13 protein-coding genes and 1 pseudogene are annotated in these 18,723 nt (G+C 63.1%); all 14 read right to left on the minus strand.

Annotation, left to right across the window (positions count from 1 at the left end; genetic code table 11):
- Positions 1-1,503 (minus strand): annotated as a pseudogene (locus tag D7D26_RS12825) (hypothetical protein); the annotation flags it as partial.
- 254 nt (positions 1,504-1,757) lie between these two features.
- Positions 1,758-2,669, minus strand: a complete 912-nt coding sequence (locus D7D26_RS08095; RefSeq protein ID WP_120372705.1) for a DMT family transporter — start codon at positions 2,667-2,669, stop codon at positions 1,758-1,760.
- 453 nt (positions 2,670-3,122) lie between these two features.
- Positions 3,123-3,953 (minus strand): pyridoxamine kinase, encoded by an 831-nt coding sequence (locus D7D26_RS08100; RefSeq protein ID WP_120372706.1) that lies wholly within the window; start codon positions 3,951-3,953, stop codon positions 3,123-3,125.
- A gap of 219 nt (positions 3,954-4,172) precedes the next feature.
- Entirely contained in the window at positions 4,173-6,128 is a 1,956-nt protein-coding gene (gene metG / locus D7D26_RS08105; protein WP_120372707.1) for a methionine--tRNA ligase, read from the minus strand.
- Between the two features lie 117 nt (positions 6,129-6,245).
- Positions 6,246-7,064: a 16S rRNA (cytidine(1402)-2'-O)-methyltransferase gene (gene rsmI, locus D7D26_RS08110; protein WP_120372708.1), complete on the minus strand. Its 819-nt coding sequence runs from the start codon at positions 7,062-7,064 to the stop codon at positions 6,246-6,248.
- Between the two features lie 100 nt (positions 7,065-7,164).
- Positions 7,165-7,926: a tRNA1(Val) (adenine(37)-N6)-methyltransferase gene (locus D7D26_RS08115; protein ID WP_120372709.1), complete on the minus strand. Its 762-nt coding sequence runs from the start codon at positions 7,924-7,926 to the stop codon at positions 7,165-7,167.
- Positions 7,917-11,318 carry a chromosome segregation protein SMC gene (smc, locus tag D7D26_RS08120; RefSeq protein WP_158606311.1) on the minus strand — a complete coding sequence of 1,134 codons (3,402 nt, stop codon included), beginning with the start codon at positions 11,316-11,318 and terminating at the stop codon, positions 7,917-7,919. The genes D7D26_RS08115 and smc overlap by 10 nt, the downstream gene beginning before the upstream one ends.
- Positions 11,293-12,795 (minus strand): Rne/Rng family ribonuclease, encoded by a 1,503-nt coding sequence (locus D7D26_RS08125; protein WP_120372711.1) that lies wholly within the window; start codon positions 12,793-12,795, stop codon positions 11,293-11,295. The genes smc and D7D26_RS08125 overlap by 26 nt, the downstream gene beginning before the upstream one ends.
- A 105-nt stretch (positions 12,796-12,900) precedes the next feature.
- On the minus strand, positions 12,901-13,530 hold the full coding sequence (locus D7D26_RS08130; RefSeq protein ID WP_233543506.1) for a TIGR03936 family radical SAM-associated protein: 630 nt from the start codon (positions 13,528-13,530) through the stop codon (positions 12,901-12,903).
- Positions 13,509-15,326: a TIGR03960 family B12-binding radical SAM protein gene (locus D7D26_RS08135; RefSeq protein ID WP_120372712.1), complete on the minus strand. Its 1,818-nt coding sequence runs from the start codon at positions 15,324-15,326 to the stop codon at positions 13,509-13,511. The genes D7D26_RS08130 and D7D26_RS08135 overlap by 22 nt, the downstream gene beginning before the upstream one ends.
- An 87-nt stretch (positions 15,327-15,413) precedes the next feature.
- Complete coding sequence (gene rodA / locus D7D26_RS08140) at positions 15,414-16,568, minus strand: rod shape-determining protein RodA (protein WP_078015795.1); 1,155 nt, start codon at positions 16,566-16,568, stop codon at positions 15,414-15,416.
- Complete coding sequence (minE, locus tag D7D26_RS08145; RefSeq protein ID WP_078015796.1) at positions 16,568-16,873, minus strand: cell division topological specificity factor MinE; 306 nt, start codon at positions 16,871-16,873, stop codon at positions 16,568-16,570. Before minE ends, rodA begins: the two co-directional genes overlap by 1 nt.
- Before the next feature lie 9 nt (positions 16,874-16,882).
- A complete protein-coding gene (gene minD / locus D7D26_RS08150; RefSeq protein WP_078015797.1) occupies positions 16,883-17,683 on the minus strand; it encodes a septum site-determining protein MinD in 801 nt (266 codons plus the stop codon).
- 349 nt (positions 17,684-18,032) lie between these two features.
- Positions 18,033-18,701 (minus strand): septum site-determining protein MinC, encoded by a 669-nt coding sequence (locus D7D26_RS08155; RefSeq protein WP_078015798.1) that lies wholly within the window; start codon positions 18,699-18,701, stop codon positions 18,033-18,035.
- Between the last annotated feature and the right edge of the window lie 22 nt (positions 18,702-18,723).

Below are 18,723 nucleotides of genomic sequence, written 5' to 3' on the forward strand. Positions count from 1 at the left end.
ATCGAGATTCCAGGAGCCGCCGCCGGCGCCGAGCAGGGCTTTGAGCTGGGCGACGTTGACGGCGTCGGTGTCGTTGATGCCGGCGGCGACGCCGGTGATCTGGCGGGTGACCGGCGTTCCTCCCGTGATCGTCACCGCGCCGACGGAAACGGCTGCGGCGGTGGATTTCCATACGCCGGTCGTATCGTTGGCGTGGTCCGCCCCAGGGGTAGGATCGTAGCCGACGACGCCTTTGTCGACAGAGGCTACGGAGCCGCTGCCGAGGGCCACGCCGCCCTCTTTTTGCACGTCAGCGTTATGGCCGATCAGCACGGCGTCGGCGACTTTCAGTTCTTTCTCGGCGTCGGCCGAGCCGAGAACGACGCTGCGGTGCGCGCCGGAAAGCTTGCGCCTGTCGCCCAAGAGAAGCGCCGTGTCCGTGTTTTCCACCGTGTTCTCGGAGCCGATGACGCTGACGTGATTTACGTTTCTGGCGGTGTTCTTGTAGCCGTCGAGCAGGTTGTACTTGCTGACCGCGCCGCTTGTTCCGGTCAGTTTGTTGCCGACGCCCATCATCTGGGACGACTGGGCATACTCCGCGGCATTGGCGCCGCCGATAGCAAGGACAGCGCCGCCGGCATTTTCTGCCACCCCGTCCATCAATGCCTTCTGCATTTCCGTAACCGATCCAAAATTCGTACTATAAGCAGAAGTACTAAAGCTTGCTCTGGAATCTTTCACGCTGTTCCCCGCGCCGATCACAATGGCCCCATTGCTGTTGGTCACCTTATTGGCAGCGCCGTTGATCACGTTGGCCACGCCGCTGTTAGAGGAACCGCTCATCGATTCATTCGAATTCAACGTGCCGACGACCGTAGAAAAGGCATTCTTGGTAGAATTCGTCAACGTATCCAGGAAACCGCTCGCCTCATACGGACTGCTCTGTACGTTGTAACTGCCAAGGGTCGTGGCGAAACCGCCGCCGGTATAGGAATTCGTGCCCAACGTGGTAGAGGCCACGCCGAACTGGCGCAGCTTATCCGCCGTCGTGTCGCCGATCGCGATATTCTTCGTCTCCAGCGTGTGCGCGCCGATCTGGATGGAGCCGGTGCGGGCATAGGTGTTTGTACCGACGGCAATGCCTTCCGGCAAATTCTTTTTGGCATTGGCATTGTCATGGATGTGCATACTCGTAAAAGTATAGGCCACCGTCTCCCCAAACGAAAGCATGGCTTCCTGCGTGCCGCCGCCGATGAAGACTTTGGCGTTTTTGCCCACGGCGATGTTCGTCCCGTCGTTGGCGGGGCTGATGTCGTAGGCAATTTCTTGAGCGCCTTTTTCAACAATATCCTTTGGCGCCGCCGCGCCCGGCGCGGCCTTCATCAGCATCAATCCCAGCGCCACGGCGGCCAGCGCGCCGCCTTTCAGGACGGGCGACGGGCGTTTTTCGGCGAGGGGCGTCCCTCTCCCCCCGCAAATGTCCGGCACCAGAGCGGAAGCGCAGACCTTGGTACGTTTTTCCATCAACAACATCCTCCTCGAGAGTTTATTTCGAAAACATCACCTGGCGGGCTTGGAAAGCCCGCCGGGAAATTTTTTGTCTCAAAGAATTTCAGACGAATATAGTTAATTTTATCACGGACTCTCCACGAATCAACAGTTTTCTTAACGATCGCCGACATTTTTTTGCTTTCGCTCTCCGCCGCGCGGCCGACGCCGGCCGGCGGCAAAAGCCCGGCTCTTTTCGTTTCCGCGCCAAAGGCGGCGCGGAAGACCTTTCAGGACAAACTCTTTTTCACTCCGTCTCCGGCGCTTCGCGCCCGGCTCCTGCCCAGCACGAGGAGCACGGACGACAGCAGGATCAGCGCCATGCCGGCGGCGAGACGCGGCGTCATCGGTTCGCCGTAAACGGCCAGGCCGACGGCGATGCTGGTCAGCGGCTCGAAGGTGCTGAGCAGCGATGCTTTCACCTCGCCGCAGAGGAACAGCCCCTTCTGGAAAAAAGCCAGCGCCAGCACGGTCGCCAGCAGTCCCAGCCCGGCTTCGGCCGCCCAGGCAGCCGTGCCCTGGCTCCAGGCCAGGCTGCCCGTCAGGGCCGCGAACGCGCCGATCATGAGCGCCGAGAACAGGGAGATCCAGAAGGTGATCACGAATATCTCGACCTCGCGCAGATGGCTGCGTCCCAGCGCGATGATGTAGCCCGCGTAGAGCAGGCCGGACGCGGCGGCGAGCGCCATGCCGAAGCCGTCGGCGTTCCGCCCGGGGCGATAGAGCAGAAAGATCCCCGCCGCGCACAGCGCCGCGCAGATCATCTGGCGGAGCGTGAAACGGGCGCGAAAGAACAGGCCCATCAGGCACATCACCGCGACGGGATAGGTGAAGTGCAGCGTCGTCGCCAGGCCGGAGCCGATAAAGCCGTAAGACAGGTAAAGCAGCACCGGCGTAAGGGCGTAAAAGACGGACAGAAAGGCGATCTCGCCCATCCGGCGGCGGCCGAGGCGCAGCGGCACGCCTTTGTATTTGAGGTACACGAAAGCCATGGCGCTGCCCGTGAGGAATCGGCCGAACGCCGCCGTAGAAGCGTTGGCGCCGTCCGCGTAGGCGATCTTGGCAAGCAGCGGCATCAGGCCGAAGAGCATGGCCGAGGCGATCACGCACAGCGCTCCGGCGCGTTCGCTGTTTTCTTTCACTGGAATGTCACTTCCCCGTATCTTTTCGGCAGATCCCTGCCGGCGCGGCGTTCCCGCCCGCGATTCGCCTACTGTAGCGCAGGGCAGGGACAAAATCAACCTTTTTCAAGTTTGCGCGCGGCGGGCCCTCGCCGGTTTCCGGCACGGCGACGTTCCGCGCTTATACTGTTTCTCAATGAGAATGCCCAATACAGAGGCGCTGCGGGGGAGATTCACAAAGCGAGCTGCGCAGACCGCGCAACGGTCGAGCCCCTTCTGAGCGACTGGACTCCCCCGCAGCGCCCAGAAAACCGCGTTAATATTTTCTATCAAGGATTAGTATTTCTACGAAAAACAAGGGCATCGCTTCGGAAAAAGGTTCTGCAGAAAACGCGCGGCAAAAACGCCGCCCGCTTCGAAGCGGGCGGCGTTTTTGCCGCGCGGCCCATAAAACTTCGCCGGGGCGTTCAGGCGCTACTTGCACCGTTCGGTCAGCTCGTGCAGGAGCGGCTCGAACTTGACGCCGTACCAGTGCGAGGGGTCCTGCGAGGTGAAGCGAATGCAGTGCAGCGTGAAGTCGGCGGCGGCGACGGCCGCGTCGTAGGCGGATTTTCCGCCCGTCAGCATGCCGGCGAACACGGACGCGAAGACGTCGCCCGTGCCGTGGCAGCCCTTCGGCATTTTTTCGTGACGGTAATAGCGTTTTTCCGTGCCGTCAGCCACCACGACGCCCGTCGTCGTGTCGTCGTAACTGACGCCCGTCAGCACCACGGTTTTGGCCCCGGCTTCGCGCAGCGCGGCGAGCAGAGCGTCGACGTAGCTTTCGTCGTACCGCTCGCGGTATTCCCTGCCGGTAAGCAGCGCCGCCTCGGTGACGTTGGGCAGGATCAGATCGGCGGCGAAGACGAAGCGGCGCATCGCTTCCACGTAGGCCGCGTCGAAGCCGGGATAGAGCCGTCCGTTGTCGGCCATAGCCGGATCGGCGATGCGCAGTCCGCCGGGCTGAAGCAGCGCGCCGTAAATTTCCTTGAGGTATTCGGTCTGCGAGGCGTTGCCCAGATAGCCGCTGTACACCGCGTCGAAACGGATCTGTTCGCGTTTCCAGTGCTCGACGATGCGCGGCATCTCCGCCGTCAGGTCGTGGAACGTGTACCCCGTAAAACCGCCCGTGTGCGTGGAAAGCACAGCCGACGGCAGGATCGCCGTCTCCAGCCCGCAGGCGGACAAAATGGGCAGAGCCACCGTCAGCGAGCACTGCCCGACGCAGGAAATGTCCTGCACCGTCAGAATCCTTTTGTACGACATGTTCCGCTCTCCTTCTCCGTTTTTTTGTTTTTCCGCCGGGGAAGCGCAAAAACGATCTGCTTACGTGAATCACATTATAGAACATGCAAAATCGCCATGCAATAACAAAATTGTATGTCGATCGCTTTTGTTTTCGCCGCGCGGCGTCAATGAAAAAGAGCGTCCCGAAAATCCTGTGCAGGATTTTCGGGCGCTCTTTTTCATTAAGATCGATCAGATTCAATGCACGCGGCTGCCCAGCGGGATGTCCTCCACGGGGGCGAGCAGCGAGAGTTTTTCCTCGGGCGTGTGGGGCGCGCCGGAACCGGCGGCGAGCAGCATGCCGTTGCTCATGACGCCGCACATCTTGGCGGGCTTGAGGTTGGCGACGACGACGATGCGGCGGCCTTCCAGCTCCTCGGGCGTGTAGAAATCCTTGATGCTGGATACGATCACGCGCTTCTCGTAGCCGAGGTCGAGATCGAGCTTGTAGAGCGAGCGCGACTTGGGGACGGGCTCGGCGCGGACGATCTGCGCGACGCGCAGCTCGATCTTGGCGAAGTCGTCGATGGAGATCTCCGGCTCGTGCTCGCCGGGGTCGGCGGCAAGGCCTTTTTTGGCGTTGGCGCGCGCTTCGGCCTGTTTTTTCCATTCGTCGAGGTCGATGCGGGGATAGAGCACGCCTTCGCCGCGGCGGACGGTCGGGCGTTCTTCGCCCATGCCGCCCCAGCGGTAGTCGCCGAAGCGCTGGTCTTTCACGTCGCCGGGCAGGCCAAGCTGCGCCCAGATTTTGACGGCCGTCTTGGGCATCACGGGGGCCAGCATCAGCGCGGCCAGCTTGAGCTCTTCGGCCAGCGTGGCCAGCACGGTGTCGAGGCGGGCAGCCAGCGACTCGTCCTTGCCGAGCTTCCACGGCATGGTTTCGTCGATGTATTTGTTGGCGCGGCCGATCATGCTCCACAGGGCCTTGAGAGCGTCGTCGAACTGATAGTTGTCCATGAAGGCGCGGTACTCGGCGAAGGCGTTCAAAGCCTGATCGCGCACTTCCGCGTCGAGCGATTCGAGCGCCGCGGGCGCGGGCACTGTGCCGCCGCGGTACTTTTCGATCATGGTGACGGTGCGGCTGAGCAGATTGCCGAGGTCGTTGGCCAGGTCGGAATTGACGCGCTGCACGAGAGCGAGTTCGGAGAAATCGCCGTCGAGACCGAAGGTGACCTGGCGCAGCAGGAAGTAGCGGAACACGTCGGAACCGTAGAGGGCGACCATCTCGTGCGGATCGACGACGTTGCCCTTGGACTTGGACATCTTCTCGCCGTCGCGGGTCCACCAGCCGTGCGAGTACACGCAGGCGGGCGGCGTCAGGCCGAGGGCGAGCAGCATGATGGGCCAGACGATGCAGTGGAAACGGATGATGTCCTTGCCGACGAGGTGGTTGACGACGGGCCAAAACTTTTTCATCTTCGCCTCGTCGCTGCCGTAGCCGCAGGCGGTCAGATAGTTGACGAGGGCGTCGAACCAGACGTAAATAGTGTGCTTCTCGTCGCCGGGCACGGGGATGCCCCACGGCACGCTGGTGCGCGAGATGGACTGGTCTTTCATGCCCATGCGCAGGAAGCTGACCACTTCGTTGTAGCGGACTTTCGGCTTGATGGCGTCGGGATGCTCCTCGTAGAACTTGAGCAGCCGGTCGGCGTAGGCCGAGGTGCGCAGGAAGTAGCTCTCCTCCTCCATCTCCTTGAGCGGGCGATGGCAGTCGGGGCAGGTGTGGTTCTCGCCCTGGCTGGCTTCGGGCACGTAGGTCTCGCAGGGCACGCAGTACCAGCCTTTGTACGTTCCCTTGTAGATGTCGCCCTGGTCGAGCAGTTTTTTGAAGATCTGCTGCACGACTTTGACGTGGCGCGCTTCGGTGGTGCGGATGAAGTCGTCGTTGCTGGCGTCGATGAGCGGCAGCAGGTCGCGGAAGTTCTGCGCCAGCTCGTCGGTGAGCTGCTGCGGCGTCATGCCCTTCTTGGCGGCGCTCTCGCTGACTTTCTGGCCGTGCTCGTCGGTGCCGGTCAGAAAGAACACGTCGCAGCCGTCCATGCGCTTGTAGCGCGCCATGACGTCGGCGGCGATGGTCGTGTAGGCGTGCCCGATGTGGGGCACGTCGTTGACGTAGTAGATCGGCGTGGTGATGTAGAAATTTTTCTCAGTCATTCGTAATGCCTCCAGTGCCTTTAAAAAATGCGGCCGCCGGGGCCGCTTCGTCCCGCGATAAAAAAATCCCGCCGCGATTCCGTACGCGGCGGAATATTTTGTTATTGTAACAGATTTTCAGCTCTTCTGCTCGAGCAACCACGATTTGATTTTGTTCTTCGGCGCGCCGAAACGCTCCGCAAGCTCTGCGGCGATCCGCTTCACGGGAAGCCCTTCGGCGCGCAACCGCAGCGCCTCCGGCTGCCAGTCGCCGTCGGACGGCGCTTCTTCCGCGGCGCGCCCCTCGACGACGAGGACCAGCTCGCCCTTCACGCCCTCGGCCACCGAAGCGAGGATCTCGGAGAGCGCGCCGCGGCGCGCTTCCTGATAGACTTTGCTGATTTCGCGCACCAGCGCGGCGCGGCGATCGCCGAGCACGGCGAGGAAGTCTTCGAGCTGTTTCGCGGCCTTGTGCGGCGAAAGGTAAAAGACCATCGTGTAGGGATGGCCTTGCAGTTTTTGCAGCGCGGCGACGCGCTCGCCCTTTTGATCGGAAAGGAAACCGACGAACGAGAACGGCTGCGGCGTCAGCCCCGACAGCAGCACGGCGGGCACGAACGCCGTGGCGCCGGGCAGAACGTCGACGGGCAGTCCGGCCTCGACGGCGGCTTTCAAAATAACGGAGCCGGGGTCGGACATGCCGGGCGTGCCGGCGTCGCTGATCACGGCGACTTTCTCGCCCTTGGCGAGGCGCGCCAGCAGCTCGTCCACGCGCGCCTGCTCGTTGAACTTCTGATAGCTCAGCAGCGGCCGCTTGACGCCGTAGCGGCTCAGCAGCAGGCCGCTGTGGCGCGTGTCCTCGCAGGCGATCAGGTCGGCGGATTTCAGTTCTTCCAGCGCGCGCAGCGTGATGTCGCCCATATTGCCGATGGGCGTGGGGATCAGGATCAGCGGCATCGTTCCAGCGTCCTTTCTTTCTCGTAAGACAAAAGCGACCACGGAAACACGGAGAAGCGGGGAAAACAAAAGACCGTACTTCCCCGCGGCGGGTTCCGTTTTACGGCAGCGGCGGTTCGGGGGCGTAAAAGCGCATCAGCTCGGGCGTGTACTCGCCCTTTTCGTCGTAAATGAACAGCGGCGGCGGCACGGTCACGGCCGTCCCGCCGCTGCGCCGCGCTTCGACGAGGAACACGGAGGCGTTTTTGCCCGGCGCGGGGTGGACCATCAGCAGTTCGCGCGGTTCGAGGCTGCGCGCCCGCAGCAGCGCCAGCGTCTCGGCCAGGCGCAGCGCGCGCATGACCATGTACAGGCGGCCGCCGTTTTTCAGCAGGAAGCGCGCCGCGTCGCACACGTCGGCGAGCGAGCACATCTCGCCCTGGCGGGCCAGCCGGTTCGTCGCCGCCTCGGCGCGGCGGCCGAAGCCGGAATCTTCGTAGGGCGGATTGACGACGACCGCGTCGAAGCTCTGGTGTCCGTAGAGGCGTCGGTGCTCGCGCAGGTCGCCCGTCTGAAAGAGCGCGTTGGCCGTCAGGCCGTTGCGAGCGGCGTTTTCCCGCGCCAGTTCGATCAGCCGAGGCTGAACGTCGAGCCCCTCGAAACGGCTTTGCGGGAAGCGTTTGGCCAGGATCAGCGAAACGCCGCCGTGGGCGCAGCCCAGTTCGAGCACGCGCTCTCCGGCGCGCGGCCGGGCGAAGCCGGCCAGCAGCACCGTGTCCATGTTGACGCGCGGCCCTACGTCGGGCTGGCGCAGGCGCAGAAATCCGTACAGGATCGCCTCGCCGTCCACCGGCGGGATATCTTTTCCGCGCTCTAGTTCCATTGGTCGACCTTGACGGAAACGATCTGCGACAGCCCGGGTTCGGACATGGTGACGCCGTACATCACTTCGGCGTGTTCCATGGTCTGGCGGCGGTGGGTCATGGCGATGACCTGCAGGTTCTTCGAGTAATCGGCCACCATCTGCGCGAAGCGCGTCAGATTGGCCTCGTCGAGCGCCGCGTCAACTTCGTCGAGCACGGCCAGCGGCACCTTGGCCACTTCCATGGAGGCGAACAGCAGCGACAGCGCCGTCAGCGACTGTTCGCCGCCGGAAAGCTGAGCGAGGAACAGCGGCTTCTTTCCGGGAGGGCGGGCGACGATCTCCACGCCGGCTTCCCAGAGATCCATGTCCTCCTGCGCTTTCAGATGGGCTTCGCCGCCGCCGAAAAGGCGCTGGAACAGTTCGTCGAAGCGGCGATCGATCTTCACGAGCGCGCCGTTGAACATCGTCCCCGCCTGTTTGTCGGTATTGGCGATCAGGGCGCGCAGTTCGTCCATGCCGTGCTGCACGTCTTTGAGCTGGCCGTCGAGGAATTCGAGACGCTCGGACAGCGACTGATCTTCCGACAGCGCGCCCATGTTCACGTCGCCGAGATCCTTGAGCGAGCGCTCCACGTAGCGGCAACTGTTTTCGAGCTTGTCGGCGCTCTCGTCGCCGGGGACGAAATCCGCCGGATAGGGATATTTCTCCTCGTTGTCGGCGATCAGGCTGTCGAGGCGCTCGCGAACCTTTTCGATCTCGTTGCGGGCCATCAGCTCGTCGCGGGTCAGCGAGTCGAACGCGGTCTGGGCGCGCTGGCTGCGCAGCAGCTGGCGCTCCATGCGCCGCGCCGCGTCGGCGTTGTGCTTGTCCAGCTCGGAGATCTGGTCCTGCACGGCTCGTTTTTCGGCCTCGCGCTCGCCTTTTTCTTTCAGGACCGCTTCCTGCCGTCCGGCCAGCTCGGCCAGCTTCTGCACGATGCGGCGGGACTCCTCGGTATTGGCGCTGAGCGCGCGGCGCAGGTCGCTCACGGCGCGTACGCTCTTTTCGAGCTCGCCCTTTTTGGCCGTCAGGCGTTCGCCGACCAGCAGGCTTTGGGTGCGCAGCTCGGCGAGGCGGGCGCTTTCGGCGTCGTCGCCGGCGGACAGCGGCAGGGCGTCGATCTCGGCGCGGGCCTGGGAGGCGCTCTCGCGCATTTTCTTCGCCTCGGCGCGGCAGTGGTCGATGCGCTGCGCCGAATTGCTGTCTTCCTGAAGCAGGGCGTTCAGCTCTTCGGTCTGCTCGCGCAGGGCGCGGCGCAGCGCTTCGGTCTGCGATTTCTGTTCGGAAGCGGCGGCGCGCTGTTTTTCCAGCGCTTCGCCGGCTTTCGCCTCGGCGCGCTCGGCCGCTTCGAGGGCTTTGGCGATCTCCGCCTGCGCTTTCTTGTCGGCGGCGATCCGTTTTTCCGTCTCGTCGATCATGTTGCGCAGCGTGATCGCGCCCGCGGAACGGGCGTTCTTGCCGCCGCTGACGGTGCCGGAGGGCGAAAAGACTTCGCCGTCGACCGTGACGATCGGATAACGGGCCGTCGCCGCCAAGCGCGCGCCGGTGTCGTAATCCTTGACGACCAACAGGTCGCCGAGCAGATGCTCCATGGCGGGCAGCCAGCGCGGATCGGGCGCGACCAGATCGATAGCCCAGCCCAGCACGCCGCTTCCCGCGGGGGCTTTGCCGGGGCGGGGGCTGCGGCAGCGCTCCAGCGGCAGAAACGTGGCGCGCCCGCCGGTGCGCTCTTTCAGCAGGTCGATGCCGACGCGGGCCTGCGCCATCGTGTCGACGAGCAGCCAGTACTGGCGGCCGCCCAGATAGGCTTCGAGGCAGGGGGCCAGCGCGCCGTCGCAGGAAAAACCTTCCACGGCGGGGATCGTCTCGATCTTCAGGCGCCCGAGCTTGACGGCCGAGAGCACCATCTGCACGGGGCGCGGATAAAGCCCCGCCTCGGCGCGCTGCAGCAGACTGTCGAGTTCGGCCTCGGCCTTGGCGATGGAGCGGCGCACGCTTTGGGCGCGGATCGCCATCTCCTGGCTCCGAGCCGCCGCTTCGCCGCGTTTTTTCTCCAGTTGTTCGAGCGCGTCTTCGAGCGCTTCCAGCGCTTCGTCGGACTCGGTCATCTTCGAGACCATTCCGTCGCGTTTGGCGCGCAGGTCGTCGAGCACGGCGGAGCGCTCGCGGCTTTGCAGGCCGAGCGTTTCGGCGCGGGCGTCCATCTGCCGCGCTTCTTCCAGCAGACCGGCTTCGCGTTCCAAAAGCTCCTGCCGTTTGCGGCGCGTCTCTTCCAGCGCGGCGTCGCGGGAAGCGAGTCGGTCTTCCAGATCGTGGATCTGCACGTCGAGCGACGATGCTTCCTGCGTCAGCCGGCCAGCCTGGACGGCCAGCTCGCTGCGCAGAGTTTCTTCTTTTTTCAGCTGTCCTTCAAGACGGTCGCGCTCTTCGCTGGCACGGCGCGCGGCGAATTCGCTCTCGCTCTTTTCCGCGTTCAGCGCCATCTCGCGGCGCAGCGCGTCGTCGAGGCGCGGCGTCAGCTCTTCCAACTCGTCGTTCAGCTCGCCGCGCCTCCGCGCGTACTCGCTGCCCTGCGCGCGGAGGCGTTCGAGGGCGCTTTTCCACAACGACGCCCAGCGTTCCGCCGACTCGAGGCGCGAACCGGTCTCTTCGTGCTTTCGATCGAGCGTTTCAAGACGCGTTTCTTCGCTGCAGCGCCGGTAATGGTACAAAACGCGGCGCAGGTCTTCGAGACGCTCCTGATAGTCTTTGGCCTTGCGCGCGTTCTGGAGATCCGGCGCGATCTCTTCGCGACGCGCCCGCAGCTCGCCCATCAGCGTGTGCAGGCGCAGCAGCTCGTCGCCGGACTGCTTCAGCTCGTCGAGAGCGCCGTCGCGCTTTTTACGATACAGGTCGATGCCGAAAAGCTCTTCCAGCTGCAGGCGGCGCTGGAACGGCTTCTGCAGAACGGCCGCGCCCACTTCGCCCTGGCCGATGAAGGCCGAACGGTCGCCCTCGAGGCGCCACTGCTGTTTGAACTGCGTCAGATCCTGGATGCGCATGCGGGCACCGTTCACGTAAAGCGTGCCGCCCGAGGCGTCGAGATGGCGGCGCAGGCTGCCATGGGCGCCGCCGTCGTTGAGATCCAGCGTCACGTCGGTCTCGGCCGCCTCGGAAAGGCCGGCCGATCCCTGAAAGATCAGGTCGCTCTGGCGGGTGATGCGCAAACGGGCCGCGCCGCTCTCGCCGAGGACCCAGCGCAGCCCGTCCAAAATATTGCTCTTGCCGCTGCCGTTCGGCCCCACGATGGCCGTGAAGCCCGGCGCGAAAGGAAGTTCGTGCGTGCCGCCAAAGCTCTTGAAATTTTTAAGGGTCAGTCGTTCGATAAACAACGCTGGTATCTCCTCTGCTGCGCATCAGTTCGACGCGCGATTCTACGCTGCTCAGCGAGCCCTGCAGGTCGAGACGGAATTTCTCCAGCGGCATGCCCGGCCGCCCGCGCAGGAAAATTTTCCGGCCGAACGTCTCCTCCCACAGACTCAGATAGACCTGCGCCGCGTAAGCCGCCACCGATTCGTTGACGTCCACGAGCACGGCCTCGGCGCGGCCGGAAAGGAAGACCTTGCGGATGAAGCGCTTCAGCATCAGCGCCAGCGAATCCTCCTTCAGCACCCGCGAGCCGGAGCCGCAGAGCGGGCAGGGACGCGTCAGCACCGATCTCAGATCGGCCCGCGCGCGCTTGCGCGTCATCTCCACCAGGCCAAGCTGCGAGATCCCGTAGACGCGCACGCGGCAACGATCCGCCGCGAAAACTTCGTCCAGCTTCGCCAGCAGCGCTTTTCTGTCCTCTTCCGGCTCCATGTCGATGAAGTCGACGACGACGATGCCGCCGATGGAGCGCAGCTTCAGCTGCCAGGCGATCTCTTCGGCCGCTTCGAGGTTGGTGGCCAGCACCGTCTCGCGCAAATTGTGCCCGCCGGTATACTTGCCCGTGTTCACGTCGATCACCGTCAACGCTTCCGTCTGATCGACGACGAGATAGGCGCCGGACTTGAGCCAGACCTTGTTGTCCAGCAGCGCGTCGATTTCCTTTTCGACGTCGTAGTACTCGAACAGCGGGATGTTGCTGCGGTGGAAGCCCAGCGCCGGCGTTTTCTCCGCGGCGCTGTAGCGCTGCAGGTAATCGGCGACGCGGTCGTACTCCTCCTGATTGTCGACGACGATCTGCGACACTTCGGAGCTCAGCTCGTCGCGCAGCACGCGTCCGACCAGCCCCATGTCCTTGTACAGCAGGCAGGGCGCCGTCTGCTTGGCGGCGTTGTCCTCGATGTCGCGCCAGAGCGTCTTGAGCCGCTCGAAATCGTCGGCCAGAGCGTCGGCGTCGACGCCTTCCGAAGCCGTGCGCAGGATCACGCCGTAACCGGCCGTGTCCAAGGCGCGGATCGTCTCCTTGAGACGGGCCCGCTCCTCTTCCTTGACGATGCGTTTGGACACGCCCACGTCGCGGCCGCCGGGCACGAGCACGAGATAGCGCCCGGGCAGCGAAATGCGCGCGGTCACGCGGGCCCCTTTGTTCTTGCGCGCCGTCTTGACAACCTGCACCAGCACTTCGCCGTTTTGCTGCACTTTCACGCCGCGCGCGTCGTTCAGATAAAGGAAGCCGTTCCGCCCGTCGCCGAGGCCGACGAAGGCGGCGTTCATGCCGGGCAGAACGCTTTCCACGCGCGCTTTGTATATTTCCCCGCTCTTCTGGCATTCCCACATCCGTTCGACGAAGAGCTCGCTCAAACGACCGTTTTCCACGATCGCGACGCGGGCTTCTTCCGGGTCGATGGTGTTCGCCAGGATGAGTATATCCGGCTGGTTCATGTCCACGCCTCCGAAAACATTTGATTTCTATCGAAAAATCGCTCGAGACAACGGGCGCCGTCGGATTTTTCCCGTTTCTTCGCGGCAGCCCTTGTTTCCCGTCGTCTACAGCAGCGGCGCGATCTCGCCCTTGTCGGCGCGCCAGCGTCCCAGACGGAGCCGGGCGATACAAACCTCCGGCCAGCCGGAGATCGCTTCGCGGGCGATCAGCGCCTTGACGAGCGCGCCGGGACCGGTCTGCGACGGATCGTGCATGACCAGCTCAAGACCGTCGCCGCATTCGCGCAGCGCCAGCAGCGTCTCCGCGCCGAACTCCTCCGAGAGGACGCTCTTCACCGCCGCCAGCTTGTCCATATCGCGCGGGCAGAGCCAGTACGAAGCGGCGTCAAAACACTTGTTCAGCGACATAGCGTCGGGCGCGATGCGGGCGGCCCTGAGGAAACGGAACCCCGTCGGCGCCTGGGCGTTCATTTTTTCCAGCGCTTCCTCGGGCGGGACGTTCTCATCGAACCAGATCTCCGCCGCTTCGCAGAGCGAAATCACGCCCACCGGCAGCGCCGGTCCCATGACGATGTGCGGATGGGGCGACATGCCCTGCGTCAGGGCGACTTTCAGTCCGGCGCGGCGGGCGATACGCCCGAAAAGCTGCGGCAGTTCCACGTGGCGCACGAAGCAGGCGAAGTCCCGCTTCTCGAAGATCATGCGGAGGCGGCTCATGCGTTCGCCGCGCTCCACTCGCAGCCGCGCCGCTCCCAGCCGCAGGCGTTGCAGCCGAAAGACCGGCAGTCGCGGGTAACCTTCGCTTCCCGCGCGCGGCGGTATTCGCGCAGCAAAAACGATTTGGATACGCCGGTGTCGATATGGTCCCACGGGAACGCCTCGTCTTCGGCGCGCGTACGCTGGGCGTACCACGCCGGATCGACGCCGGCCCGGGCGAACGCTTCCATCCAGCGTTCGAGACTGAACGTCTCGCTCCAGCTGTCGAAGCGCTCACCCAGCCGCCACGCTTCGAGGATCGCGCGGCCGACGCGGCGGTCGCCGCGGGCCAGCACGCCCTCGATGAAAGACTGTTCCGACTCGTGATATTTGAAGCTGATCGCCCGCGACCTGATCTGTTTCTTCATGAAAGCGCCCTTGCGCGCCAGTTCCTCGCGCGTGTTCTGCGCCACCCACTGGAACGGCGTGTGTCCCTTCGGCACGAAGCCGGCCACGGACACGTTGATCGCCGCACGCTTGCTGTAGCGCCGGCCGATCGACGCGGCGCGCTCGGACAGTTCGACGATGCCCCGCAGATCGTCGTCGGTCTCCGTCGGCAGCCCCATCATGAAGTAGAGCTTGATCTTCTGCCAGCCGTGCTCGAACGCCGCGTTCAGCGCCGCGTCGAGATCGGCTTCGGTCACGCCCTTGTTGATCACGTCGCGCATGCGCTGCGAACCGGCCTCGGGGGCCAGCGTCAGGCCGCCCTTCTTCATCGCTTCCAGCCCGGCCGCCAGGCCGACGGAAAAATTATCGACGCGCAAACTCGGCAGGCTGACCTTGATGCCATCGTCGTGAAGGTCCGTCAGCGACTGGAGCAGCGTTCCAATCTGCGGATAATCGCAGCTGGCCAGCGAGACCAGACTGCACTCTTCCCAACCCGTCTGACGGATCAGCGTGCGGATGCACTCGTCGACGACCTGCGGGCTGCGCTCGCGGATGGGCCGGTAGATCATGCCCGCCTGACAGAAACGGCAGCCGCGCGAACAGCCGCGGAACAGTTCCACCGCCACGCGGTCATGGATGATGCCCGACGCGGGAACGATCATGTCCCGCGGCGCGATCGCGTCCATGTCACGGCAGATCAGGCGCTTCCGCGGCAACGGAAACTCCGAGGCGAAGTGCGTCCCCGCCTCGTCGTAAGTACACGACACCAGCGCCGGCACATACGTGCCGTCCAATTCGGCCGCGGCGCGCAACCGCTCGATCCGCGGCCGTCCTTTCGTCTTTTTCAGCAGCTCGAACAGCGGCGGATTGACGACTTCGCCGTCGCCGAGGCAGAAAATGTCGATGAAATCCGCCAAAGGCTCCGGCACCAGCGCCGCCGGTCCGCCGGCCATGACGATCGGATCGCCGTCCGCCCGGCGGGATGCCAGCAGCGGCACGCCGCCCAGATCGAGCATGGTGAGGATGTTCGTAAAGCTCATTTCGTGCTGGAGCGTAAAGCCCAGCCCGTCGAAATCTTTCAGCGCCCGCCCCGACTCCACCGACCCCAGAGGCAGCCGCGCTTCGCGCAGCGACTGCTCCATGTCGATCCACGGACAGTAGGCGCGTTCCGCGTCGACGCCGTCCATGTTTTTCGTACGGGGATAGAGCAGCTGAAATCCGAGATAGCTCATGCCCACCTCGTACACGTCGGGGAAACAGAAGCACAGGCGAAAATCGGCGTTTTCCTTCGGCTTCGTGCGCCCCCATTCGGAGCAGGCGTACCGCGACGGCCATTTCGCCCCGGCGATCAATGGCCAGCGCGGATCGTCAAATTCTTCAAATCGCAAAATCAATCATCCTCAATCGAGTAAAGAAGCTCACGGCGCGGCGGCGAAAAAAATCGCCGCGCCCTCAATCGCAAGCTCATAAGCGCGTCAGGAACGACGCACCGAATACGGCGTCCGCGAATCCGGCACCGAGTTTTCACGGCGGCTGATCTCGCTTCGAGCACCCAGCTTCACCGTTACGCCGATCGCCAGCACCGTCGCCAGCAGCGAACTGCCGCCGTAGCTCATCAGCGGCAGGGGCAGCCCCGTCACGGGCAACAGCCCCATGCTCATGCCGATGGATTCAAAGCTGTGAAACCACAACGACGCCGACAGCGACGCCACAAGGACCTTGACCGTCACGCTGCGCGCCCTCAGGGCGATGCGGATCATGCGCCAGAGGATGAACGACAGCAGCGCCAACACAAAAAGCCCGCCCACCAGCCCGAACTCCTCGGCGAAAACGCTGAAGATGAAATCGGTGTGCGGTTCGGGTAAAAAACGCAACTTGCTTTGAGCCCCCTGCATGAACCCCTTGCCGAAAAAGCGCCCCGAGCCCACGGCGATTCGCGACTGGATCACGTTGTATCCGGCGCCGAGAGGATCCAGCTCCGGATTGATGAACACGAGGATGCGTTTTTTCTGATACTCTCTGAGCAACATCCAGCCCAACGGCAGCAGCGCCGCCGCGCCGCCCATCAGCGAGAGCAGATAGCGCTTCGGAGCGCCCGCCACCAGCAGCGCCACGAAGATCATCACGCCGTAGACCAGCGTGCTGCCGAGATCGGGCTGCACGAGCACCAGCAGCGCGGAAACGCCTCCGAGCGCCAGCGCGCCGGCGAAATTTTTCAAATTGTACGGCGGAAAAAGCGTCACATGATGCGCCATCACAAAGGCCAATCCCAATTTGACGAATTCCGCCGGCTGGACCTTGAAGAATCCCAAGTTGATCCACGACTGAGCGCCCTTGGCCCGATGTCCCATCACAAACAGCAGCACCAGCATCAGACAGCAGCCGCCGTAGAGCCAGTAGGACGCGTCGAGGAAAAACTCATAATCCAGTCGCAGCACGACCGCCAGCATCACGAGCGCCGCGACGCCCCAGATCAGCTGACGACCGGCATAAAACCGACCCAGCCCCGCGGGGCCGCCGCCGGCGCTGTAAATCGTCGCTACGCCCGTCAGGTACATCAGGAAGACGGCGATCAGCAACGGATAATCCAGCGCACGCAGCGTATCCCGCCAGGAACCACGATCGTTCATCACGCGTTGTTTTTATCGGCCACCCTGCCTATGGCCGAAGAGGCCCGCTTCATGCCCTTCACCGGCACGGAAACTTCGAGCGCCACCATGTTCTCGTCATCGTTCAGGTCGATGTCGATGCCTGTGTTGTCAACGTCCATGTACTTGCTGATCACTTTGAGAATGTCCTCGCGGATCGCCGCCATGACCTCGGGAGAAATATCCTTGCGGTCGTGCATGAGCACGATCTGCAGGCGCTTTTTGGCGTTGTCCTTGGATTTGGTCCTTTTGAAGATCCGGTTCAGAAAATCAGTCATCGATGCCATCGCGGTCACCTACTTACGGCCAAAGAAATGGCGGAGACTGGCAAGGAATCCTTTGTCCATGTTCTCCACGTCGAGGAAAGGAACTTCTTCGTCCAAAAGACGGCGCGCGATATTGGTGAAAGCCGTGGCCGCCGGAGAGTTGGGCGAAAGCGTCAGAGGCTCCCCGTTGTTGGACGAGCGCAGCACCAGATCGTCCTCGGGCACCACGCCGATCAGGGGGACGGAAAGGATGTCGAGCACGTCGCTGACGCCGAGCATGTCGCCTTTGCGCATCATCTTCGGCACCAGGCGGTTGATAATCAGATGGATCTGCTCCTTGCCCTGAGCCTCGAGCATGCCGATGATACGATCGGCGTCGCGCACGGGAGCCACGTCGGGCGTAGTCACCACCAGGGCTTCGGAGGCGCCGGCGGAAGCGTTCTTGAAACCAGACTCGATACCGGCGGGGCAGTCGAAGAGGACAAAATCGAAGTCCTTCTTCAGCTCGTCGCTGAGGGCTTTCATCTGCTCTTCGCTGACGCAGTCCTTCTGACGGGTCTGAGCCGTGGGCAGCAGATAGAGTCCATCGACGCGCTTGTCGCGGATCAGGGCCTTTTTCAGTTCACAGCTGCCTTCGACGACGTCGACCAGCGTATAGACGATGCGGTTTTCCAATCCGAGGATGATGTCGAGGTTACGAAGTCCCGTATCGCCGTCGACGACCACGACTTTCTTGCCCAGCTTCGCCAAAGCCATGGAGATGTTGGCCGTCGTCGTCGTCTTGCCGACGCCGCCTTTTCCTGAGGTCACTACGATCACGCGTCCCGCCATGGGGGATCTCCTCCTTTGAGTTCTTTCCGTCAATGCCGCATTTTCCCTTGTCTCCGCTGCAGATCGTGACGCTCCGAAGACGTCGGGCTGTTCCGGTTTCTTTTCGGCGGGCGCCGCTTTGGGGACGTCGGGCTGCCGTGCTTCCTTTACGTTTTCCTCAGCAAAGGAAACGATCGACTGCCCCGCCTCGTTCGCGAGCCGCGCCGTTCCGGAAAGTTCCGATTGCTTTTCGTTCTCCGCAGGCCGTGTCACGGTTTGATTCTTTCTTGCCGCGGCGATCAAAGCCTGCCTCTTTTCCAACTTATTCTGCTTCTTCTGTCTGTCTTTTCTGCTCATCAGGACTGCCTTTCTACTTTTCCCAAGAGATATCGCTGGCTACAAAGACACCGCCCTCCACGACAATTCGCACGGGCTTGCCCCACCAGGGCGAAGCGCCAGGCTCCATGGCGTTGCTGATCATGGAACCGATACGCAGCTGATTGGTCTGGTAGCTCAGCGTGATCACCGAAGCGCTGTTATCGCCGTTACAGCCGGCATGCACTTGCCCCTGGATGGCGCCAAGAACGATGATCGAGCCGGTGGCATTGATCTCGGCGCCGTGATGCAGGTCGCCCAGCATCAGCACATCGCCGTCATGCTGCAGCGCCTGCCCGCCGCGCAGAGGGATCGAGACGATCTTGAGAGTCCCCTGCGTCACCATGGGACGTTCCGAACCATCGACTTTAAATCCCAGCGACGCCAGATTTTCTTTCGTCGACGGCTCTTCAGCGTTCCACAGCGAGACGGAAAGATTCATCGGGAAAATCACGTCGCGCAGCAGATCAAGCAGCCAGTTTCTTGGCACCTGAAGTTTCTTGAAATCAAAGACGATCTGATGGCCGGTCACCATGCTCCCGGCATCGCGCAGCTCTCGCAGCACGTCCGAAATGCCCGGCAGGATCGCGCCTTCGAAGGCCACGCACACCGATGTGCCGCGTCCTTTGAAGCTGATTTCCTTCTTCTGTGAGGCAAGTTCCATCTATTTTTCCCCATTCCTTTCA

Source organism: Pyramidobacter sp. CG50-2, assembly GCF_003612005.1.
GTDB lineage: Bacteria > Synergistota > Synergistia > Synergistales > Dethiosulfovibrionaceae > Pyramidobacter.